This is a genomic window from Paenibacillus sp. FW101-FHT12H11 (assembly GCF_058790355.1).
The window spans coordinates 301,152-323,733 of sequence record NZ_JBYTCO010000003.1; the positions used below are offsets into that span (position 1 = coordinate 301,152).

The 22,582-nt window shown below is 44.2% G+C and carries 22 protein-coding genes and 2 pseudogenes; 18 read left to right on the top strand and 6 right to left on the bottom strand.

Annotation, left to right across the window (positions count from 1 at the left end):
* Positions 1 to 273: 273 nt before the first annotated feature.
* A complete protein-coding gene (locus AC3WTJ_RS11585) occupies positions 274 to 879 on the bottom strand; it encodes a manganese efflux pump (protein WP_492521850.1) in 606 nt (201 codons plus the stop codon).
* 154 nt (positions 880 to 1,033) lie between these two features.
* Here AC3WTJ_RS11585 and AC3WTJ_RS11590 point away from each other — a divergent pair, with 154 nt between their 5' ends.
* Entirely contained in the window at positions 1,034 to 1,558 is a 525-nt protein-coding gene (locus AC3WTJ_RS11590; RefSeq protein ID WP_492521851.1) for a DUF421 domain-containing protein, read from the top strand.
* A gap of 72 nt (positions 1,559 to 1,630) precedes the next feature.
* Entirely contained in the window at positions 1,631 to 2,137 is a 507-nt protein-coding gene (locus tag AC3WTJ_RS11595) for a DUF3189 family protein (protein WP_492521852.1), read from the top strand.
* Between the two features lie 54 nt (positions 2,138 to 2,191).
* Here AC3WTJ_RS11595 and AC3WTJ_RS11600 read toward each other — a convergent pair whose 3' ends face one another.
* Entirely contained in the window at positions 2,192 to 2,371 is a 180-nt protein-coding gene (locus AC3WTJ_RS11600) for an H-type small acid-soluble spore protein (protein WP_492521853.1), read from the bottom strand.
* A gap of 148 nt (positions 2,372 to 2,519) precedes the next feature.
* Here AC3WTJ_RS11600 and AC3WTJ_RS11605 point away from each other — a divergent pair, with 148 nt between their 5' ends.
* Positions 2,520 to 3,008 (top strand): PCYCGC motif-containing (lipo)protein, encoded by a 489-nt coding sequence (locus AC3WTJ_RS11605; protein WP_492521854.1) that lies wholly within the window; start codon positions 2,520 to 2,522, stop codon positions 3,006 to 3,008.
* A gap of 6 nt (positions 3,009 to 3,014) precedes the next feature.
* On the opposite strand, the pseudogene AC3WTJ_RS11610 reads toward AC3WTJ_RS11605, so the two are convergent.
* Positions 3,015 to 3,125, bottom strand: a pseudogene (locus AC3WTJ_RS11610) (arsenate reductase); the annotation flags it as partial.
* Positions 3,126 to 3,285: 160 nt separating this feature from the next.
* Here AC3WTJ_RS11610 and AC3WTJ_RS11615 point away from each other — a divergent pair.
* The 6 genes and pseudogenes from AC3WTJ_RS11615 to AC3WTJ_RS11640 all read left to right on the top strand — a co-directional run bounded on the left by AC3WTJ_RS11615 (position 3,286) and on the right by AC3WTJ_RS11640 (position 6,745).
* Positions 3,286 to 3,633 (top strand): ArsR/SmtB family transcription factor, encoded by a 348-nt coding sequence (locus AC3WTJ_RS11615; RefSeq protein WP_492522222.1) that lies wholly within the window; start codon positions 3,286 to 3,288, stop codon positions 3,631 to 3,633.
* Between the two features lie 69 nt (positions 3,634 to 3,702).
* Positions 3,703 to 4,506 carry an arsenite methyltransferase gene (locus AC3WTJ_RS11620; protein WP_492521855.1) on the top strand — a complete coding sequence of 268 codons (804 nt, stop codon included), beginning with the start codon at positions 3,703 to 3,705 and terminating at the stop codon, positions 4,504 to 4,506.
* 99 nt (positions 4,507 to 4,605) lie between these two features.
* A complete protein-coding gene (locus AC3WTJ_RS11625) occupies positions 4,606 to 4,869 on the top strand; it encodes a PQ-loop domain-containing transporter (RefSeq protein WP_492521856.1) in 264 nt (87 codons plus the stop codon).
* 6 nt (positions 4,870 to 4,875) lie between these two features.
* Positions 4,876 to 4,959 (top strand): annotated as a pseudogene (locus AC3WTJ_RS11630) (VOC family protein); the annotation flags it as partial.
* A gap of 93 nt (positions 4,960 to 5,052) precedes the next feature.
* Complete coding sequence (locus AC3WTJ_RS11635) at positions 5,053 to 6,021, top strand: aldo/keto reductase (RefSeq protein ID WP_492521857.1); 969 nt, start codon at positions 5,053 to 5,055, stop codon at positions 6,019 to 6,021.
* Between the two features lie 352 nt (positions 6,022 to 6,373).
* Positions 6,374 to 6,745: a winged helix-turn-helix transcriptional regulator gene (locus tag AC3WTJ_RS11640; protein ID WP_492521858.1), complete on the top strand. Its 372-nt coding sequence runs from the start codon at positions 6,374 to 6,376 to the stop codon at positions 6,743 to 6,745.
* 49 nt (positions 6,746 to 6,794) lie between these two features.
* Here AC3WTJ_RS11640 and AC3WTJ_RS11645 read toward each other — a convergent pair whose 3' ends face one another.
* Positions 6,795 to 7,865, bottom strand: coding sequence for an SDR family oxidoreductase (locus AC3WTJ_RS11645; RefSeq protein ID WP_492521859.1), 1,071 nt, complete (start codon positions 7,863 to 7,865; stop codon positions 6,795 to 6,797).
* A 425-nt stretch (positions 7,866 to 8,290) separates the two neighbouring features.
* On the opposite strand from AC3WTJ_RS11645, the gene AC3WTJ_RS11650 reads away from it, so the two are divergent.
* Positions 8,291 to 9,490 (top strand): FtsW/RodA/SpoVE family cell cycle protein, encoded by a 1,200-nt coding sequence (locus tag AC3WTJ_RS11650; protein WP_492521860.1) that lies wholly within the window; start codon positions 8,291 to 8,293, stop codon positions 9,488 to 9,490.
* Here the strand turns inward: AC3WTJ_RS11650 and AC3WTJ_RS11655 are convergent.
* Positions 9,448 to 10,167 (bottom strand): hypothetical protein, encoded by a 720-nt coding sequence (locus AC3WTJ_RS11655; protein WP_492521861.1) that lies wholly within the window; start codon positions 10,165 to 10,167, stop codon positions 9,448 to 9,450. The genes AC3WTJ_RS11650 and AC3WTJ_RS11655 overlap by 43 nt on opposite strands.
* Before the next feature lie 200 nt (positions 10,168 to 10,367).
* Between AC3WTJ_RS11655 and AC3WTJ_RS11660 the strand changes: the two genes are divergently transcribed.
* The 7 genes from AC3WTJ_RS11660 to AC3WTJ_RS11690 all read left to right on the top strand — a co-directional run bounded on the left by AC3WTJ_RS11660 (position 10,368) and on the right by AC3WTJ_RS11690 (position 18,801).
* The gene (locus AC3WTJ_RS11660) at positions 10,368 to 12,104 is read left to right on the top strand and encodes a sensor histidine kinase (RefSeq protein ID WP_492521862.1); all 1,737 of its coding nucleotides are present in this window, start codon (positions 10,368 to 10,370) and stop codon (positions 12,102 to 12,104) included.
* Positions 12,105 to 12,106: 2 nt separating this feature from the next.
* The gene (locus AC3WTJ_RS11665) at positions 12,107 to 13,417 is read left to right on the top strand and encodes a response regulator transcription factor (RefSeq protein WP_492521863.1); all 1,311 of its coding nucleotides are present in this window, start codon (positions 12,107 to 12,109) and stop codon (positions 13,415 to 13,417) included.
* Positions 13,418 to 13,552: 135 nt separating this feature from the next.
* Positions 13,553 to 15,271 carry an extracellular solute-binding protein gene (locus AC3WTJ_RS11670; protein WP_492521864.1) on the top strand — a complete coding sequence of 573 codons (1,719 nt, stop codon included), beginning with the start codon at positions 13,553 to 13,555 and terminating at the stop codon, positions 15,269 to 15,271.
* 87 nt (positions 15,272 to 15,358) lie between these two features.
* Positions 15,359 to 16,249: an ABC transporter permease gene (locus tag AC3WTJ_RS11675; protein WP_492521865.1), complete on the top strand. Its 891-nt coding sequence runs from the start codon at positions 15,359 to 15,361 to the stop codon at positions 16,247 to 16,249.
* Positions 16,250 to 16,267: 18 nt separating this feature from the next.
* On the top strand, positions 16,268 to 17,158 hold the full coding sequence (locus AC3WTJ_RS11680; protein ID WP_492521866.1) for a carbohydrate ABC transporter permease: 891 nt from the start codon (positions 16,268 to 16,270) through the stop codon (positions 17,156 to 17,158).
* A 31-nt stretch (positions 17,159 to 17,189) separates the two neighbouring features.
* Positions 17,190 to 18,455 carry a Gfo/Idh/MocA family protein gene (locus AC3WTJ_RS11685; RefSeq protein ID WP_492521867.1) on the top strand — a complete coding sequence of 422 codons (1,266 nt, stop codon included), beginning with the start codon at positions 17,190 to 17,192 and terminating at the stop codon, positions 18,453 to 18,455.
* A 103-nt stretch (positions 18,456 to 18,558) separates the two neighbouring features.
* Positions 18,559 to 18,801 carry a spore germination protein gene (locus AC3WTJ_RS11690; protein ID WP_492521868.1) on the top strand — a complete coding sequence of 81 codons (243 nt, stop codon included), beginning with the start codon at positions 18,559 to 18,561 and terminating at the stop codon, positions 18,799 to 18,801.
* A 91-nt stretch (positions 18,802 to 18,892) separates the two neighbouring features.
* Here the strand turns inward: AC3WTJ_RS11690 and AC3WTJ_RS11695 are convergent, their stop codons facing one another.
* Positions 18,893 to 20,791: a TOMM precursor leader peptide-binding protein gene (locus tag AC3WTJ_RS11695; RefSeq protein WP_492521869.1), complete on the bottom strand. Its 1,899-nt coding sequence runs from the start codon at positions 20,789 to 20,791 to the stop codon at positions 18,893 to 18,895.
* A 171-nt stretch (positions 20,792 to 20,962) separates the two neighbouring features.
* Here AC3WTJ_RS11695 and AC3WTJ_RS11700 point away from each other — a divergent pair, with 171 nt between their 5' ends.
* Positions 20,963 to 22,519 carry a bacteriocin maturation protein gene (locus AC3WTJ_RS11700; RefSeq protein ID WP_492521870.1) on the top strand — a complete coding sequence of 519 codons (1,557 nt, stop codon included), beginning with the start codon at positions 20,963 to 20,965 and terminating at the stop codon, positions 22,517 to 22,519.
* Positions 22,520 to 22,582 lie beyond the last annotated feature (63 nt).

Here is a 22,582-nt window from a genome sequence, read left to right on the forward strand (position 1 = left end):
GGTTGGTTACATTCTCACCCTTCAATTTTATGATAGTAATCAGAATTACGGTTCATGTCATAAAATGTTGAAAGGAGATGGACCATTTGGCAGCTTTGATATCTTTTATTTTGCTCTGCAGCGCGATTGTGGCAAGTCCTTTGCTGATCGCCATAGGAGGCGCTTTTCTCATCCGTAAAGATGAGCTTGATAAAGCAAATAGTTAATTTAAACATGTAAAGCTATTTTGAGAGCAGACCAGATCGCTTTGGTATCTGCTCTTTTTGTCATTCATCAGATAACAATTTCGTAAATACCAATGGCAATTAAAATAAGACCACCAATTGCGTTTGAATACCGGCCAAACCATGTTTGAGCAATTTGTTTTCCAACACGGACTCCTAATGCAACTGTAAGTAATGAAAATACTCCGATCGATAAAGTTGTTCCCAAAGCGGATACTCCAGTAACACCAGCGCCAAATCCACTGGCTATACAGTTAAGAGCGAGAGCTACCCCAAGAGTCCAAGATTCTGTCCACGAAATAATATTATCACCATTGCGGTCCACCTTAGCAGGGTTCTTAAGTAAGTTGGCCAATTCACTTGATGTTTCAACGGGTTCATTGGCGTTAATTTCTTTTATGTTTGTTTTTATGCTCCATATACCAATAATAATAATCATGCTCCCACCAATCCAGTTTGCAAAAGCAGGCGGTATATAATTAGCAACGAGATGCCCAAATGCAATTGAAGCGTAGGCAGATATGATCGACAGAATGGCAATAAGCAAATTGGAACTAAAAGGAATCTTGGTCGAGCGAGCACCGAATGAAAATCCGATTCCAAGATTATCTAAATTTGCTGCGAGACCGATACCCAAAATACTGAGCCAATGCATCTATCTCTCCTCCAAACCTGACTTGAATGATAATTAAAGATATGCGGTGGTCTCTTTTTGGGTTCCTGCCTATCGTTTGTTACCTTCTTCGGTTGGGGTGCAGCTTCTGAGGGAATGATAGGTCAGTGAAAATCTAAAAGGAGGTAGTCTACACATGGATTTATCCTGGCACTTGGTCTGGAAGTGTGCGCTGCTTGTTTTAACAGGTATTATACTGCTTCGCTTATCTGGTCGAAAATCGATCGCTCAAATGAACGTAGCGACGACCGTTATTATGATTTCTATTGGTGAGTTGATCGCTCAAGGCGTTATCGAGAAGACTGTCTGGCGGGCGATAGCCGCGGTGGTTTTGTTTCTAGCGGTCCTGGTTGTATTGGAGCTTTTGGAAATTCGATTCCGTAAACTGCAAAATCTTATGACGGGTGAGGCTGTGGTGGTCATTCGTGACGGCCAAGCAGATATGCAAGCGTTGAAAAAACTCCGAATTACGACCAACCAGCTTGAGATGCGGCTTCGCCAACTTGGCATTTCAGACATTGCAGATATTAAGCAGGGATTTATTGAAATAAATGGCGAACTTGGTTATGAGCTTCTGGAGGCAGCAAAACCTGTTACAAAGCGTGATCTGGAGGTTTTGCTTAAAAGGATTGGGGAATCGCGCTCGCTAGAAGATGTGTGATCCTATGACATAGTGGTTAATGCTTCATGAATGGAAATAATGATAATAATAAAAAAGAGAGGTGGGTTCATCATGATATATATTTATAATGATTTCGGGGGCACACATACGACAGCTTTGGCTGCAGCGTATCATCTGAAGAAGTTGGACGAAACTCGCAAGCCCACGGAAAATGAAATATTGAATACGCATAATTTCAATAAATTGGTGTACCAGGACAGAGGAAAGCTATACTTCCACGGCAAGGATGAGGAAGGCAATAAGGTCTATACAATGGGGAGAGGCAGATCTAAAATCCTGGTTCCAGGTATTTTTAATGTGTTTGATATGTTGATGGAAAATGAGCTTCTCAATGAAAAAATTATTTTATCCAATACGTCTCCGACTGTGCCTTTTTCGATGACATGTGGCGGGATGCTGTCACGATGGCTAAAGATTGATTTTTTAGGCGTACCGTTATTGGTTATTGGGGCTAAACAAGCGTATCAAGACATTATTAATCTTGTTCATTATACAAAACAAACGGCACATTCCTCTAAAACACAGATAATTATGTTAGATAATAAAAATTTCAAATAAAAAGCCTAGCTTATAATTCGCTAGGCTGATCTGACCATTAGATAAGCTTCAATTCTAATGCTCAATTAAATTGATTAGAGGGACTTCTTGCTCTAGCTCTGGTTCATCAAGCGTGTAGACCATGGCCGTCTCATTTTTTTCATCAACCGTTTGGATGTAAATTGGAATTTCATTATAGGTCACATGCGCCATTTCTGGGGATGAGGCGATTTCTAATGCTCTGGATTTGTTCACTTCAATGATCTCCTTAAGGTAAATGTACAGACCATTTTAGCTTGTCCTCAAATCGATTGAATTATTAGGCACCTCTCCTTTAATGAACTGTGACTTTTATTTTGCCTATGATATATTAGTTATGACTAATACTATCGAGGTGACAATATTGAAATATAAATTTATGATTCTATTAACTGCGGTCTCACTAACGCTTTCGGCTTGCGGATCTAAACAAGAAGTTATTAACGAGGAACATTCCGAAAGCCAAGCGCACGTTCATAATGATAAGCAAGAGAAAACCGTATCCTCAGACGTTTTACCGACTTTTCTTAGTTCACAGAGGGAAGAAATTCAAATGGTCTATCAAATAGCTGGTAAATCGGCAGATATTATAAAATGGATACCCTGCTACTGCGGCTGTGGAGAAAGTTCGGGCCATACAAGTAATATGAACTGCTTTATTAAAGAGGTTAATTCAGATGGTTCTATTGTTTGGGATGATCACGGAACCCGATGTGGTGTGTGTTTACAAATTGCCGTTGAAGCTGTGAAAATGAAACAGGAAGGCAAATCCCTTAAAGAAATTAGAACCATTATTGATAACACCTACAAGAAGGGCTATGCTAAACCAACGGATACTCCATTTCCTGTATAACGGATCTTACTTACCTTCTTTCACAAATTGTTCGATCCGGCTCTTAATGGAATCACGTACTTCACGGAATATTGTGGTGATTTCTTCTTCTGTCCCAGTTGCTTTGGCAGGATCGTCAATTTTTTGAATATTAAATCAAAATAAATTGATTTAATCCTTGAATTTGCCAATTATAATATGTTAAGATCATTTCATCAAATAAAATTGATTTAAGGAGGCAGCTGTTGAACTCTTACAGCCTGCTGCCAGTTTGTTGCTAAAGGAGAAGTTACACATGATGAAAGAGGTTCCTATTTTTTCGAGTGTGGAGAGTCAAGTTGATTTTTCGAAATATGAACTTCAGTTTAAAGCTTTAGCAGATCAGAAACGATTGCAAATCATGTATGAGCTTACTCAAAAAGGCAGTGTCTGCGTTTGTGATTTGGTTGACATCGTTAACATGCCACAGTCAAAATTATCATACCATCTGAAGATACTGCTTGATGCTAATCTGATCACGAAAGAGACCAGAGGAACTTGGAGTTATTATGAATTAAACCACGCAGAGGTTAACCGATTGCTTTCACCAGAATTATGCTGTATTTTCCGAAAAAGCGAAAATCAATCAAGCGGATGTTGCTCATAGCCCACGTAAGTGGGTTTTTAAATCAACTATTAATCAAGATTTCTTGATATATCAAAGGAGAGATGACGCATGAGTCAGGTTCAAAACGATGAGGTACGCCAACATGTTCGCAACCGCTATAAACAGATTGCTGTTGAAAGCAATCCTAATGCAAGCTGTTGCTCCTCTCTTTCACCAACAACAAGCTGCTGTAACACTCCTGATGAGGTTTCCTCAAAATTAGGTTACTCAAATGAAGAACTAACTGCTGTTCCAAATAGTGCAAATCTCGGTTTAGGATGTGGAAATCCTCAAGCAATAGCGTCACTAAAATCGGGAGAAGTTGTACTTGATTTGGGCAGTGGCGCTGGATTTGATGTTTTTTTAGCTTCTAGACAAGTTGGAGAAACGGGTAAAGTTTATGGAGTCGATATGACGCCGGAAATGGTTAGTCGTGCACGTCAAAACGCTCAAAGTCATGGATATGAAAATGTTGAGTTTCGTCTCGGTGAAATTGAGCATTTGCCGATCCTGAATGATTCCATTGATGTTATTATTTCAAACTGTGTTATTAATTTGTCACCGGATAAAGAGCAAGTATTCAGTGAAGCTTTTCGTGTTTTAAAACCAGGCGGTCGCTTGGCTATTTCCGATGTAGTAATGACTTCCGAACTTCCAGAAGAGTTAAAAAGTGACCTTCATTCACTCGCTAGCTGCGTTTCAGGTGCCTCTACAATGGATGAAGTCATGGTGTACCTGCAAAGAAGCGGATTTCAAAGCATTGTTGTTGAACCTAAAGATGATTCTCGGGAATTTATTAAGGATTGGGTGCCGGGAGCTGACATAGAAAACTATATTCAGTCGGCAATAATCAAAGCCATTAAAAAGGGGTAATAAAGGGTTTAGCAGGAGCAGATCGCTGCGGCCGGAAACTGATCACCATGTATGGGCTGAGAGAATATACAGTATAAAGAAATCCGTGAGGTGTTACTTATGCTGTTTTCTGTACTGCAACTAATTGGTGGAGTAATTCTTTCTTTGGGTTGGGTTCCTCAAATTATTCAAATTTTGAAAACGAAATCAGTTTCAGACTTAAGCTTAAAAGCATACTTGCTTATATTTTTAGGAATTAGCCTAATGGAGGTTTATGCGATTAGTTTGGCTGTTAACGGTGCTGGCTTAGCTTTTTTGATAACAAACACATTATCTTTATGTGTTGTACTGTTCGTTATCACTTTAATTTTACGGTATCGGTAACAACTTCTCATGCCATTAGGTAATTATGGGTTCAGTGAAAAGTTTGGTTGGCTGAATGATCGCTTTGGAGTCTCATGGCAAATTAGTTAAGTTAAAGTAACTAAGTAACAATAATATCACTACTTTTTGGAACACTGGATATGGTGTATTCTAAAATCGATGATAAATGAAGGAGGCCATCCTATGCAGTATAATAACTTGTCAAAAACAAGTCTTAAAGTTTCCAAGATAAGTCTTGGAACCATGATGTTCGGAGGGCAAACAAGCGAAGCTGATAGTCTTAAAATCATGGATTACTCATTTGAGCATGGCATTAATTTTTTTGATACTGCAAACTCGTATAATCAGGGTGAAAGCGAAAAGATCGTCGGCAAAGGTCTCAAAGGGAGGCGTGATGAGATTATTCTTGCGACAAAGGTACGCGGTTCTATGGGGAAAAACCCTAATAACGCTGGATTAAGTCGACGAAATATTCTATCTGCTGTTGATGCTAGCTTAATGAGATTGGATACCGATTATATCGACATTTACTATATGCATGCGCCAGACAACGATACAACCATCGAAGAATCACTTGAAACGATGTCTACTTTGGTAAAAGCGGGGAAAATTCGATATATTGGTGTCAGCAACTATGCCGCTTGGCAAGTCGCTGATATGTTGGCTGTCTGCGACAAACGCAATTATATCGCACCCATAATCACTCAGAATGTCTATAACCCTATTACCCGCGGCATAGAAACAGAACTCGTTCCTTTTTTAAAAGCGCATGACGTGGGCATGGTCATCTATAACCCTATTGCCGGGGGGTTACTGGCCGGTAAACATAAGCCGGGCCAGCCTGCGGAAAATACTCGATTTGCCAATAATGAAACATACTTTAACAGGTACTGGTCAGATGAGAATTTTGCCGCAGTAGACAAGCTTACTCAAATTGCAGCGGAATGTGGATTGAGTATCCTGCAACTTGCGATGAAGTGGTGCGCCGCGCAAGAATCCGTGACGAGTATCATTTCTGGCGTAAGCCGATTAGCCCAAATCGAGCAGAATATTGCGTCGATTGAGGGGCAACCGCTGGATGCCGAGACTCTGTTGAAATGCGAAGACGTATGGCGTTCATTAGCAGGAACACGTTTCGGATACAACCGATAAGTAACCGGATTTTAATATTATTGAAAGAATAAGGCGGATCGGATGATCACGCCTTATTTCTATTCTCGTTGGGCCGATCGCCTCTGACTATTACAAGACTACTTTAGCAATTAGAAGTCCTTCAGATAACGGTATATCCACGCTGCGCGCTTAGCGGCTTCTCGGACTGCCCGAGGCGTTTCGTGGATATTATCCCAACCTCGTTACGCTATCGGAAACAATAGTTCAAAACAATACTACGGCAGCTGATCAGTTGGCAGGAAAGAGAGACTAATGCCTCGAATTCATTTAAAAAAGGTGTGGACATTAAGATTGATGGTGGTTCCGCAGGTTGCAGGGGGGATTTTCGACTATGCAAGAGCCCGAGAAAATTTATAACACTGCGGTAGAAGCCACTCTTGAAGTGATCGGAGGCAAGTGGAAGCCGGTTATTCTATTCCATCTAACGTTTGGAAAAAGGCGTAATGGCGAACTGAAGCGCCTGATGCCTGCCATAACGCAGAAGGTGCTGACTCAGCAGCTAGGAGAATTAGTAGATGATGGAATCGTGTTCCGTATTTCTTATAACCAAGTGCCGCCAAAGGTCGAGTATGAGTTAACGGACTACGGCTGGAGCCTGAAAGAAATCCTTCATCTTATGTGCAGATGGGGAGATACGCATATCGAAAAGGTATACGGGGATAGAGGAACGGTCTTATTTGAACCGCCGCAAACGGACGAATAGGATCAATAAAAAAAACGGTCCCTATTAATAAGGAACCGGTATCCTCAATTTATGGAATGATCTTGCGTTGACGGAATTGTTCAAAGATGTCCATAAACATCTTTTCCGTATCGACGAATTCATGGAAGCCGTAACGGCGAGATTTCGAGCTGTCCGAGAAAAAGTCGTAATCCCAAGAGAACACGAAGTCCCCGAACCGCCAGGAAGAAACGTCCTCATAGGTATTCCTCATTAAATCATATTTCTCCACCATGGAGTTCCATAGAACTTCCTTGTCAGCCATGACTACCTCTAAAGCCATCGGTAACGGAGGGGCGGTCTCGATTTCGAAAAATTTCGCGATTTTCGGCCAAAGCTCATTCCATCTAAACAAGTCGCCGTTCGTAATGTTAAATGCCTGATTCGCGCAACGTTCATCGGTTGCCGCCCAGACTGTTGCGCGAGCCAGTAAGTTTGCATCGGTCATTTCTAGCAGGCTGTTATACGCACCAGGCTTCCCTGGAAAACGAAGCGGCAGACCCAGTTCCTTTGACATGGAAGCATAGATCGCAATAACCATCGCGAGGTTCATCGGATTTCCCAATGCAAACCCACTAACGACTGACGGGCGAAGGGCCGACCAGGTCCACCCAGTTCCTGGCTGACGTTGTTCAAGGAATTGCTGTTGGTCGATATTGAATTCGGGAGGCATATGGTTGGCATCCGTCTCCCGTGCCGGTGTTTTAAATGGACCGAGATGTGCGCCGTACACTTTGTAGCCTTGCATTAGACTGATATGCGCAAGGTTTGGGGCAATCGGTTCGATCACATTGACCACATTTACAAGCATGGCTAAATTAGGCGGAACCAGTTCGGCCCATGTCGGACGATCTTGATAAGCAGCATAGAAGATATGTGTGACCGAGGTTAGATTGCCCAGCTTCGCTAAGGTATCCTCTTCATTTAGAAGGTCTGCCGCCACATATCGTAACCGATCGCTGTTCACACCGCCACGTCTAGAAACACCAATGATATTCCATTCAGGGAGTGTTATCAGGTAATCGATCAGATTCCGTCCGATCACTCCGTTCGCTCCAACGACAAGAGCGGTTTTACTTGCTTTCATTTCATCTGGTTTCATAAGGCATTCCTCCTTCTCTTATAGCGTTTATTATGAATGGGAGGAGAACTGAAGAAAAGTACGCACTTTCAACTCACATAGTTACTTGAAAGTAACAATTAGGAAATAAATCAGGGATTTATTATCGGGACAGGTATAAAAGAACTGTTCCATTGTGAAACTGGCAATAGCTTGGACAATAGCAAAAGGTGCGTTGCCGATTCCGGGAAGCTAATAGGGAACATTAATAGAGGAGCCTGCTTTGCGGCTGCTCTTTTTTCATGCAAAAATTCTAAAACTCCGCACTGGGAAATTTAAGAAAAATTTAATAAATACCCCACTTTTTTATTAAACAGTTTATCTTATATTTAATGAGCTTACTTAACATTTCCAGAAATAGGTGGTTCATTATTGAGAATTTCCTCGGAAGAACGCAACTAGGTTTCATGTTGAAAAGAATAATGAAAGGGCTGGATGTCATTATTCTGTTGCTATTGTTCATCTTCATGATCATTAGTATATTCTGCATCTATAGCGCAACACGGACTCAACCAGACTATTCCCTATCCTATATTAAAATGATGTATTATTACGGGGTTGGGTTTATTGTCTTATTTATAATGCTATTTTTTAACTACAAACTCTTATTGCGCTTTTCGCCGATGTACTATTTCATTGGGGTGGGATTGCTGGTTTTATTATTTTTTAAAGGGGATACAATTAACAATGCTCAGGGGTGGTTCATTCTTCCTGGTGGGATTGGCTTTCAACCAGCAGAGCTTTGTAAGCTCATTTTAATTTTGAGTTTATCGTACTTTCTATTTAAAAGAAAAGTCGAGACGCTTAGCGTGTTCAAGGAAATACTTCCAATGGGTTTTATAACATTAGTTCCTTTTCTCTTGGTTCTCATGCAACCAGACCTTGGTAATTCCATAGCGTATCTGGTTATTTTTATTGTGGTTTGTTGGTTTGGGCACATGAACTACAAGCATGCTTGGATAGGTCTAGTCATTATGATAATCGTAAGCGGAAGCTCCCTCTGGGGCTATATCCATTACCATGAAGAAATAAAAAAATTCATGGCATCCCAAAATAAAGAGTACTGGTTGGATAGGGTGGATGCCGTCCTTTTACCAGAACTGGCTTCTGAAAAAGCAACCTATCACATGGAAAAATCGATTACAGCAATCGGATCAGGCTCGCTAGAGGGAGACGGCTATCTTCATGGAACTTCCGTCCAGAGTGGTCAGGTTCCATATACCTATGCAGATTCCATATTCGTTGTAATCGGAGAAGAATTTGGATTTATAGGAGCATCGGTGTTACTCATCCTTTATTTTGTTCTTATTTATCGAATGATTACTATCGCACTAAGCATTCGCAGCCAAACAGGCATTTACATCATTGGTGGAATTTCCGCTATGTTTTTGTTTCAGGTTTTCGAAAACATCGGGATGCTGATAGGTATCATGCCGATTACGGGAATCACCCTTCCTTTTATCAGCTATGGAGGCACCTCGCTGTTAATTAACATGGTATCAATAGGCTTTGTTCTAAGTATAAAAATCTATGATGACATAGATATTGATGATATGGACGTTTCCTATGATCGCAAGCCATATTCCATGGTCCAAACTGGCATCTGATCGCCTGGATTCATCACATTGTACACATTGCCGGACCAGGGTGTGCCGCAGATGTGCAGATAGGCGTAAGGTGTACCATCGAACATCACCCAGGCGCCTGCGTCTCTGACTGTGTTGGGCAATCCGGCATTCTTGGCGTCAAAAGGCCAAATGATCATCCAGTGCGGACCAATCGGGATTGGCAGGCTTGTTGTATCAAACGGATCAGTGTTGCTATGCTGCGTGGCACCGCACAGCATATAGATGAGGCCAGGAGCCATATTCGTGGGTTGCGGCTTCTTGGCCTTGAGATCCATGATCCATTGCAGTCCCATTGGATCGGCGCACATCGGGGGATTGCCGATCTGATTCTCATCCCCGGGAAAGCATATCCAATGGTTGGTGCCTTGGCGTAGGATGATTAGTTTTCCATCCGCACTCATTTCCGCAACGGTTGCATCTTTGGTGATGTGCCGTGGGCCAGAGAGCACCGCCCTCGCTATCTTAATGGCGAGGGCTTGTTCCTGTTTCGATGCAGGGACCGATTGTCCAGGCGGCATCATCGCAATGGCGCTGTTGCTGTAAGATCCAGAGGCTCCTTCTTTAAGTGGAGCACGAGGTGTGGAACTAATGTTTACTTCCTTCGCTGCTTTCGTTTGGGACCCCACTACGGACGACTTTTTCCTTCGTTTTGCCATTTCTTTCTCCTCCCATTTAAATGATTCATTTACACCGTGGAAAGACCTATCAGCAGTTTATGCTGTTGATTCTTAAGAAATGTAAATCAGGTTGTAGATATAAAAATCCCAACACAATCTCGACTGCCTGTTGATAGATACATAAAAACGTATGATAATGAAAGACATACATTTCTTAACAATAAGGCTGGGGGGATGAAATGAAGCTGCAGGCTGCTGGCAGATCCAGATGGCTCGTCTATCAGAAGATTGTGATCGTGTTTATCGTGTTGCTTATTCCTTTGGTCGTCATGAATATAGGGGTAAATTACAAAGGGTTAGCTTTTGTTAAGGATGAAATATCCGAATCGGCGGTTGCCGGAGCGTCCTTTTATTCGAAGCAGATCGACAATGAGTTATATTTTATTCGGAACCAACAACTGCTGTTCATGAACAACCGAGATCTGCAGAAGCTCAGTTTTGTAGGCGGCACGATTGAGAATTTTGAAGAGGTCCAACTAATCGATCAAATAAAAGACAGTTTGCTTACGCTGCAAAGCTCAAGCGATTATGTGGTCGATGCAGGGGTGTATATCAAGTCGGTGGGCAAAATGATATCCATGATGAACGGCGTTGAGAGTACGCCGAATGAGACATTCAAGATGATCTCCACGTTAATGGAAACCACGCCAAAGCCGTCTTTCTATAGACTGGGAGATCGCATGTTTTTTATTGAAAGCGAAAACAATTCAGGCATTATGTCTTATATTGAAATTTCTAAAAGCAAGTTATTGGCGGCCTTGAACCAAATTGCGGCTCTGTACCAGAAGTCAGCAGTTCTGCTGGGAGAAGAGAAGCTGGGAAGTATACTCTCTACTACAAAAGACTCGGAGGTTATCCCTACGGTGCTTTCGTTGGTTGAAGAACAGAGTGAACGTAATGCGAACAAACCTATCATTCAGAAAATTAATGGTACAAGCTACTTCATTACGCACAGTCAAGTCAGTTCATTAAATTTGTCGCTGATTATGTATGTCAATCAGAATGAACTGACAAGCAAGCTGAGTCAGTTTACTACCTGGTTTTATGCGATCTTTGCTATCACCATTACGGTGCTTCTTCTTTATTCTTTCTCGATCCACTTCATGATTCATAAACCGCTTTCCAAGCTGACCAAGGCGTTTCAAATGATTGAAACGGATAATTTGAATTTGAGTATTGAGTCAAAGCGAAAAGACGAGTTCCATTATTTATTTAACAGCTTTAACCGGATGGCGCATCGATTAAAGCGCTCAATAGAAGAAAATTATGAACAGAAAATTGCTCTTCAGCATTCGGAACTGAAGCAGCTGCAATCGCAGATTAACCCGCATTTTTTATATAACAGTTTCTTTAATATTTACATGATGTGTAAAACGGGGGACTCGGATACCGCTGCGGAGCTTTCACAGAAGCTTGGGAGCTACTATCAGTACATCACGAGGAGCGGGTCCGATGAGGTGCCTTTATTTAAGGAGTATCGACATGCGCTCGATTATTGCGAAATTCAGTGTATTCGGTTTTCGAATCGCATCCGCTATGAATATGTAGAAATGCGGGATCCCATACAATCGGTACTGGTACCTCGACTGATTATTCAACCCATTGTAGAGAATGTATTTGAACATGCCTTTGAAGACGGAACGATGCAGGGAATCGTCTACCTCTGTGTTGATTACCGGGAGCAAGGCATACGTGTTACGGTGGAAGATAACGGGAAGTCGCTAACGGACGAGAAGCTTGAACAATTGTGCGCAAAACTTGCGAGCAGTGCGGAGCAAAAAGAGAAGACGGGAATGACGAATGTAAACGTCAGACTTCAACTGAAATATGGGGCAGGCAGCGGAGTATTCGTCTCCCGCAGCCAACACGGAGGCTTACGAGTAGATCTAATAATAAACTTTATCAAGGAGAGTTAATCATGTACCGACTGCTTATTGTGGATGACGAGCCGGCTATTGTGAATGGTCTGGCACTGCTTTTTCAGGAAAAAGCGGATTTCGAACTTGAGGTTTGCAAAGCGTACTCAGCGAGAGAAGCACTTGAAATTGCTAGAAAAACGAAGCTAGATGTCGTGGTTAGTGATATTCGAATGCCCCAGAAGAGCGGATTACAGCTAATGGACGATATTGTGTATTATTGGCCTTCTTGCCGAATTATTTTGCTGACTGGTTACAGTGAATTTGACTATGTCTACGAAGCCATACGTAAGAATGTGGTGAACTATATTCTGAAGACAGAAGGTATCGACCCCATCTTTGAGGCTGTTAAGAGGGCAATCGATAAATTAGAGCAGGAGAATCGCCATCATATGCTGGAGGAAAAAGCGCTGATGCACGCTCAATTCGCTGAGCCACTGCTCAAAAAAGAAATGCTGGAAGTTTTGCTGCTAGGTGAGCCGGTGACTTCGATTCTTACGAATGCTCGGTACGCAGAGGTGGAATTTCGTATACAGATAGAGCAACCAGCCTTTTTTATAGCAGGACAAATTATCCGTCTGGAGGAGCAATCTCCCGCACATAAATCGAAGCTGCTCCAAGCGGTGCAACAGACTTTCGACACGCATCTTCCGGTTTCGATTCATGGAGAACCAGCGATTTATGATGCGAACACGCTGGTTTGGCTGCTTCAACCGGATGATGAATTAATAGCCCGGTTCACGGTAGAGGATCATGAAGTGGACTGGCAGGGCATTGTTGGTTATATGAAAAGCATTCTGGAAGCGGTGCAGAATGACTGTGAAGAGAATTTGGATGTTTCCGTCTCGTTTGCGGTATCAGGCAATTTAGTAAAGGAGTGGGATAATCTTCATGAGCAAGTAGAGGCTGCTCGCACGAGTATCCTCAAGAGATTTCAGCTGGGACAAGAGTTGGTTGTTCTTGACCTGGGCATGAAGGCGGAGATGATGTCATCTCAAATGCTGCTGATTGAACAAATTCATCATTATATCCAGAATCAGCTTTCGGGAGATTTGTCGCTTACGGCCATTGCTGCAGAGGTGCACTTTAATCCCTCCTATTTATCCCGCTATTATAAACAAATTACAGGCCGCAATCTGATAGAGTATATTCAATCGATCAAGCTGGAATCAGCGATTGCCATGATGGCCAATCCGCAGATGAAATTGAACGAGATCGCATCCAAGTTAGGTTTCGATTCGCCATCTTATTTCACGACGTTTTTCAAGAAAATGACGGGAACTTCACCTCAAGAATTTCGCAATTTACAATAAGTAAAACAAGAAGTAAATAAAGTTAAATCAATGTAAAAGAATTGAAATTGTTTGCTTTCTCCGTTTACCTTTACAATAAAAACGTAGGAAAACAAATGAAAACCTATCGCGAATTAAAGGGGGAAAGCGTTTACTATGAAAAGTAATCAAAAAGTGAAGCTGCTTCTGACAGGAGGGATGGCACTCTCGCTGTTGACCGCTTGCAGCAATCAAGGTGGCGACAAACCGAGCTCTCCTGCTCCATCGGCAGCTGGCACAAGTACTAGTACTGCGCAAGATCCATTAGGCAAGTACGCTGAACCCGTAACGGTTACGCAAGTACTCGGATTCAACCCGCCGGAAGATCCGAGAACACAACAGGGGATTACACCGGATAAGAACGCCTATTTTAAAGATTTGAAAGAGATGACGAATATCGAGGTTAAATATAAATGGACGGTACCTTCCAGTCAATTCGAGCAAAAGTTTGCTTTATCCATGGCTTCAGGAGATCTGCCCGACATTTTGGAACTCGATCAGAAAAATTATGAGAAGTTAAAGAAGCAGGGCATGCTTGCTGATTTGACGGAAGCTTATAAACAGTACGCATCCCCTGCGCTCAAAAAGTATATGGAGTCCGACGGCGGATTCGCCATGAAAACGTTCAGTTCAGAAGGCAAGCAGTTGGGTATTCCTGCTTTCGAAGATCCCTTCCTGTCAACGCAGCTGCTTTGGATTCGGAAGGACTGGTTGGACAATTTGAAGCTTCAGCCGCCCAAATCGATTGATGAACTTGAGAAAGTCGCTGAAGCTTTTGTAAAAGGCGACCCGGACAAGAATGGGAAAAACGATACCTATGGCATCGCGATGCAAAAGAACTTTTTCTTCTGGGGATTTGATGTTAGAGGCTTATTTAATGGCTTCGGGGCTTACCCTTCTGTCGGCGATAATCAGTCCGCTTGGATTAAAGGCGCAGATGGCAAGTTAGTTCCGGGACTTATTCAACCTGAAGTAAAGAATGCACTGGCTAGAATGCAGTCGTGGTATCAGAAGGGCATCTTCGATAAAGAGTTTGCCCTGAAGGACGAGAATAAAGCGGTGGAAGATATCACGGCCGGCAAAGTAGGGATATCCTACGGCGAATGGTGGTACCCGAACTGGCCGCTTAACTTGAACGTGGATAAGGATCCCAATGCAAACTGGATCGCGCTTCAAATCCCTTCGCTGGATGGAAAGCCTGGGAAGTCACTTGTTCCGACACTGCGCAGCAATAAAGTGTTTGCTGTCAATAAGAATGCGAAAAATCCGGAAGCTGCTATTAAAATGATCAATTTCTATATTGAAATGGGCAAAAAGAAATACATCGAGAAGAATAAAGCGGAGAATGGTTATGTTTATAATTGGTTCAATCCGCGAATTTACAATCCGGCTCAGATCGATACGATCTACACGGAAGTCAACAAGGCTCTCGATGCCAAACAAAATGAGATTACGCTCGATGACGAAAATTACAAAAACGTAGCCGACGTCTTCAAAGCAACGCAGGACTTCCTCGCTAACAATACGACGAATGCAAGCAAAGGTGTAAATTGGGGGCAGTACTACAGTCGTGCAGCCAAAGAAGGCGGCTGGGGGCTGACGCGTCAGATTCGCGAAAATAAAGCGTTCGTTAACAACGAGTTTTACAGTGTTCCGACCCCAACACAAGTCGAAAAAGGCGGCCAGTTGGATAAGTTAATGTCGGAATCATTTACGAAGATTGTGTTAGGCGGTTCGCTGGACGAGTTCGATAAGTTTGTGGCCAGTTGGAAGACGCTAGGCGGAGACCAAATTACGAAAGAAGTCAATGAGTGGTATAGCACTGTTAAAAAATAAACAAGTTGATATTGCGGGGGAAGTTACGGGTTAATAACTTCTCCCGCTCTATTTCTACACACTTAGGAAAGGGAGGAGCATTCTACGATGCGAACATTACGCAGAGATTTCCCGCTGCATCTCATGCTAGTGCCGGGAGTTATCTTGACGCTTATATATGCTTATGGTCCAATGGCGGGCATTATCATGGCCTTTCAAAATTTTGAACCGTTATCAGGATTTTTTAAATCGAAATGGGTCGGATTTGACAACTTTACTTATGTGTTTCATTTACCGGATTTCAATCAAGTTCTATGGAACACCCTTCTGATCTCTATATTCAAAATGATTTTATTTCTGCTTGTGCCTCTTATCCTTGCGCTGCTGTTGAATGAGATTACGAAAAAATGGTTTTCGGGTTTGATTCAATCGAGCATATTTTTGCCCTTCTTTCTTTCATGGACAGTACTGGGGGGCGTTATTATTGAACTGTTCTCCTTAAATGGACCCGTTAACGGTTTGATATCGCTGTTAGGCTTAAAGCCAATCTTGTTTATGCTGAGCAACGATTGGTTCAGAGGGATCATCATAGGCTCAGATGTCTGGAAAGGGATGGGCTACAACATGATCATCATGTTGGCTGCTATCACGGGCATTAACATGAGTCTATACGAAGCAGCTGAAGTGGACGGGGGAGGAAAATGGAAGCAAATGCTTCACATTACGCTGCCAGGTTTAGCGCCGATGCTCATTTTACTTGGTGTATTGAGTTTAGGAAATATTTTAAATGCTGGTTTCGAGCAAATTTTACTCATGTATAACCCGACTGTGTATCAGGGATCGGATATTATCGATACGTTTGTCTATCGGCTTGGGATGTTCAGCCAGCAATTCGGGCCTGCAGCAGCAGTCGGATTATTTAAATCTATCATTTCTTTAGGATTGGTTTCTATTTCCTACTATGCTGCCTACAAATACAACAATTACAGAATATTTTAGACGGTTGGAGGAAGTATTGTGGTCTATAAGCAATCGTTAAGCAGGAAGCTTTTTGTCGTGTTCAATGTGCTGTTGCTAACTCTCATCACCGTATTAGGTATTATACCTTTTATACATTTGCTTTCTGTTTCGCTTAGTTCGAATACCGCAGCAATGGCCGGGGAAGTGAAGCTTTGGCCTGTCGGCTTTTCTTGGGATGCGTACGTCTATCTGGGAGAAAAGGTGGAATTCTTCCGGTCCCTGTGGGTATCCGTGAAGCGGGTTTCGCTCGGCAGCGTAGTGAATATGCTGCTAGTGTTCATTACGGCGTATCCTCTTTCCAAATCGCAAGATCAGTTTGCTTGGCGAACGCCTTATGTTTGGTTTTTCGCCGTGACCATGTTTTTTGGAGGAGGACTTATCCCGACCTATATCATTGTGAAGAATACAGGGATTATGGATTCGATCTGGGCACTTATTTTACCGGGCGCGTTAAATGTATGGAATATGATTCTCATGCTGAACTTTTTCAGAACGATTCCCAAAGAAATGGAAGAAGCGGCAACGATCGACGGAGCCGGCCATTGGAAGATGCTGTGGCTGATTTACTTGCCCGTTTCGCTCCCTTCCATCGCTACGATCGGGTTGTTTACCATTGTTGGACATTGGAATGCCTGGTTCGACGGCATCCTATATATGAATTCGCCTGAAAATTACCCGCTGCAAACTTATCTTTCTACCTTGATTACAGCGATGAGTTCGCAGATGACAGCCGTTTCTGCCGAACAATTGAAAGCCATGGAAAATCTCAGCGAGAAGACGCTTCGGACAGCACAAATTTTTATGGGAGCTTTGCCCATTATGGTTGTTTATCCTTTTGCCCAAAAATATTTCGTTAAAGGCATGACGGTCGGCAGCGTTAAAGAGTAAACGAATAATCATTCAAGGGAGACAGTAGCAGATGAAAAAAGTGAAGGTAGCGCTAATTGGAGCAGGTTTAAGAGGAGTTAATTATCTGGAATACGCCTTGCAGCATCCTCATGAGCTTGAGGTTACCGCTGTAGCTGAACCTAATCAGGAGCGCAGAGAAAATTTTAAAACAAGGCATGGTTTACCGGAAGACCTGTGTTTTACGAGCTGGGATGATCTATTTGCTGCGCCAAAGCTGGCGGATGCTGTATTGATCTGTACGCAGGATAAACAGCATTATGAACCAACGATTAAAGCTCTGAAGGCAGGCTATCATGTTCTTTTGGAAAAGCCGATGTCACCCGATGCGCAGGAATGCGTGTTGATGGGAGAGATCGCCGCTCAATCAAACCGCGTTTTTTCCATTTGTCATGTTCTAAGGTATACGAATTTCTTTGCGACTATCAAAGGGTTGTTAGAAAGCGGTTCCATCGGGGAGCTTATGTCGATTGCCCATAATGAAAATGTGGGCTACTGGCATCAGGCACATAGCTTCGTAAGAGGCAATTGGCGCAGAAAAGAGGACTCTAGCCCGATGATTCTCGCCAAATCGTGCCATGACTTGGACATCCTGCTATGGCTAGCAGGCTCGGATTGCGTACGTGTATCGTCCTTCGGTTCTCTATCCCATTTTACTTCCGATCAAGCGCCTAAGGGTGCACCGCTTCGCTGTTTGGATGGCTGCCCGGTTGCGGACGACTGTCTCTACTATGCGCCTAAACAGTATTTGACAGATAATACGCATTGGCCTACGTCTGCGATTAGCGATGATCTCAGCTTTGAGGCTCGCTTGAAAGCGCTGCAGGAAGGGCCTTATGGCCGCTGCGTGTATCACTGCGATAATGATGTCGTTGACCATCAGGTGGTGAATTTAGAATTCGCAAACGGCGCAACAGCGGCATTCACGATGAGTGCGTTTACCAGGGATGTTAGCCGAACCATCAAGCTTATGGGCACAAAGGGCGAAATTCGCGGTTCGCTGGAGAAGCAAGAAATCGAAATCATTCATTTCGGCAGCGGGAAAGTGGAGCGAATTACCTTCGAGGATGCCGGAGGCCATGTTGGACACGGCGGCGGTGACACGGGTCTAATCAAAGATTTCCTCAAGCTGGTTCGAGAGGACGGCAACAGCCAAGGACTTACGTCAGCCTATCATTCGGTACAAAGCCATATGATGGCATTTGCGGCTGAGCAGGCTCGAGTGGAACACAGTGTTATTGATCTGAAAACTTTTGTCGAGTCCATAAAAGTTCAATGACCGATTAAGTAAAATAGGTATTGAATAGGTTCACACAACCAAGCAAAATGGTCAAGTTTACATATAATAAGGACAAGATGAAGATTAAGGGGCTGAGATGTTGATGCGCAAACAATCTATAATCGGTGCCTTAAATATCGACACGAATTCAGGAACCATCATCAACGGCGATATGATTAACATTTCACCGACTGAAATATCCAGAAGTTTCAGAGGTTCAGGGATTGACGTTACTGGTGACAATGCCACGACGGTTTCCTTTATTAACATAACCATGATTTTTGGTTCAACTCCAATTGAGAATAGTTCAACCAAGCTCAAAAGAAAAGTATCAAAATTAAAGTGAGAAAAACCTTAAGAAGGGCTGCCTTGTGGCAGTCCTTTGTTTGTTTGATTTCGTTCGGCTGTCGGGACGGAAAACTTCCCGTCCTATCATCCTATAGAAATGGATGCGGATGCGGATTGAGCTGCCTAATCTTCAACGGCTTTTTTGCATATCCAAGCTCCACAGGTACTTGAAGGACTCTCTTCAGCCCCGCCAAGCGTTGCAAATGATGTCCGAATGTCATTGGCAGCATGCCCGGAATCAGGACTTTAACGCAATGCAGCCCGTTCCTCAGTGTTTCAGGCGACGATTGATCCACCACGATCACATCGAGGTTCAAGCGGCGAAACACCTCGATCATGTCCTTTAAATCATCGGTCAGATCCGCATGGCTAGCCTTACGATTGAACGCCTCGCCAAACGATCTGAGCGGACGCCGTCCGTCCAGCAAGAATCGCAGCCGATCCTCAGCTTGCGGCAAACCGTACAGATGGGCATGATCCTCCATTTGCAAAACGAGATAAGGATCGTCCAGCATTTGCTTGACATGTTCCAGGTTGGCCTCGAATTTCTCTTGCAGGAAGAGCAATCTGCCGGCCAATTCGTGAATGGCGCTTTTCGCAGCCCGTACGGGATCCAAATGGGCTCCTGCTGCACAGATCAGATTCATCTTCCCGGGGTTGATGCTTTTCGCGAGTGCCCAAACGCTCGGAATCCCGTTCTCCATCGTCATGTTAAACAAATGTACATCGTATCCAGCTACTGCGCGCAGCCTTTCGAGCATGAGCAGAAGTTCCTGATCGTGAGCCGAATAGGGGTCCAAGCGAGGGATTGGCAACTGTGCGTACCAGGTCATGAGGAACGAGTCGCGCTCCGTCACTTCCAAAATCCCATGTAAGATCGCTTCCTCCAAGCTTCCGCCTAACGCACACCCGTTAGAGCCTTCCTGGACAAATCCGCCGCCGAATCCCGAGCTGTAATAGGCAAGACTCTCCGGAACAAGGATCGGGCAGTCCCGAACTAGCGAATAGCCCCATACCCAATCGATTGGGAGGTCGGGATCAAACGGTTCGAACGTGAAATCAGGCAGCGCGTATTGTTTCTTCGAATATAACCCAACCGTGGATGGATCAAGCGCTTGATCCGCAACACGGTTGAAGCATTCGTAGATTACGGTACGTTTACCGCGGGGGGTTATCCCGCAGAGTCGTTCCAATCCTTCCAAGATTGCGGTCAATTCGCTTTCCGCATAAGAAAAGCTGCGCCCTCCCGTTATTTCATCTCCCATTAGAAATGATGGCAGATTAACCCCCACCCCGGCAAACGGTGACGCAAGGTCAAGCATCTTGGCATTAAAAACGCCGGTCCGCGAGTCTAGATAATCCTTAGCCAAATGCAGCTTCAGGTCATCAATTGGACGGCTGCGGTAACTGTCGGCGCTTGTCTTAGGTCTCGGCTTAAGCGAAATGTTGGACGCCGCCGATGAATCATCGGGCAAGCTGCCGCACACCTCACAGAGCGGGTCAGGCAGAATGAAATGAAGCGAGCTATTCAGAGTTAACAGGTTAACGATATACATATGCTGCTCCGTGTGGGCCGGGCTGCCCTGCAGCACTCGCTCAATCTCTGCAATCAGCAAGTGAGCTGTTTGCCAGATTCCAGAAGGCGAAGAGCCGACTTGCTGCATATCACCAGGCGACGCCGTGAAACGCCGGTTATCCGCACATTGGGAGCATCCTGGCATGCTCGGACGAACGAGCGGACCGACGATGCCTTCATCCCTTGAAAGAAAGCCTCGCAACCATGGGATGCCGGCCTGCTGTAGAACCTCTTCAGCCTCGAAGTATCCGGAGGAAGGCCAATCATCGTGCAGCACGACCGCCAATTTTGCCGCTTTCGGTATGTCTGAAGTGAAATCTGGCTGCCGGACGACCTCATAACGGTCCAATAATTCTCCGTATACGCAGTCGGCCAATAAACCTTCCCCGACAACGGATAGGATAGCATGCATGCCGTTCACCTCCTCTCACGTTGAGTTGCTTACCGCTTTCTTTAAGATGATTTCAGTATATCTGTGTGAAGATGAATATATGTGCGATTTGGATCATGAGGGACAAGTAGCTATACATAAAATTACTTGTGAAGGGTTGGAACAGATCGGGAGATAGAAAGGAGGAATGAAATGACAAATTTCAGGCCCAAGGTATTGGCGATCGGCTCTGGTCTCTTTTTAATTTCACTCATTTCTGCGCTGCTTGCATCCGGAATGCCCAAGATTCATGTGTTAGTCTCTGGCTCAGTGCCGACGGATCGGCAAAGGATGCTTAATCTGGTGGCACATAACCGTAAAATAGACCCTGAGGTAACCATAGAGGAAATTACCCTTGAGAAGGAAAGAGATCATGGTTGGCGAGAGGCGCTGAGGCCATTTGATGCCATTTTGTATGTATCACAGGAGGGGGATATCGAGGAACTGCGAATTCTTCACGCTATTTGCAGGGAGGAGAGGAAGCTGTTTCTTCCTGGAGTAGGTCTGCAGCAGGTGGGACTTGCGGGTCCGCTTGTGCATCCCGACGATGAGGGAGGCTGGGAGTCAGCGTTTCGCAGCATTCACGAGTCAGCGATTTATAAAGACCCTCAGCGGCATACCTTTTCTTCTACTGCAGGAGCGATGTTAGCGAATGTGATCGTGTTTCACTTATTACAAAAGCTGACGGGAGCGATCGATGCGGAACAAAGCAATCAATTCTTCCTGCTTAATCTGGAGACATTGGAAGGAAAATGGCATTCGTTCATGCCTCATCCACTTGTCAGCGGACGTGCTGCAGCTGAGTGGATTCATGATTTCGAGCTGCAGCTTGAACAGAGATCAAGCCAAAGTGAGGGCGGATTACTTCCTTATTTTGGCCGGCTGACATCGGCGGAATCAGGGATTTTCCATCTTTGGGAGGAGGGAGACTTAAAGCAGCTGCCGCTTGCTCAGTGTCATGTTCAGGCCGTCGATCCGCTATCGGAAGGGCCGGCCAGGCTGCTGACAGACATCATTTGTGCAGATATGACGCATGCGGGAGCCAGGCGGGAAGCAGGATTGACCGGAATTGAAGCGTATGTGTCTCGCATGGCCGGTCTGCTCGTTGAGGAAGAATTTATTGGTGTTGGAGCGGGGGAAACATTTGCAGAAGGAATTGGCCGTGGGCTGCAAAAGAGCTTGGCCGAGCTACTGGACAAGCGACAGGCCCATCAATTGCCATCTGTCTTCCGGGTACAGATGTCAACAATCGAAGATAAACACTGCCGATTTTATTTGCAGGCTTTGACAACGATGACAGGAGTGCCAATGATTGGTTTGGGTGAGGAAGTGTGTGGATTCCCTGTGATGTGGGTCGGCACAAGTGATCGTTGGTATGGCTGTGCAGGCTTGAATGTAACCCTGGCATTGCGGGGGGCATTACAACAGGCTCTGATGGAGGCACAAAACAAACTTGCTTACGCCACATCAAACGTATTGAAGGTACCGGCTGTACAGCTAGCCGAACAGTTGCCTCTCATTGTTGAAATCCCTGCCTGTGACGTGACGTTAAACACGGATGTTCTTCAGTCCGCTGTACAGGTTTTGGAACGGAACCGTAAGCAACTCTTGGTTTTAAATCTGGCTGTAAAACCGTTTTTGAAAGAGGAATTAGCCGGTGTGTTCGGTGTGTTGCTTAGGAACAACGGGAAAAAACGGCCCCGAATTTAAGTTCGCGGCCGTTTTTTTCTCGTTGTTTATTGTGTTGGACTAAGAAATTACCATACGAAAGCG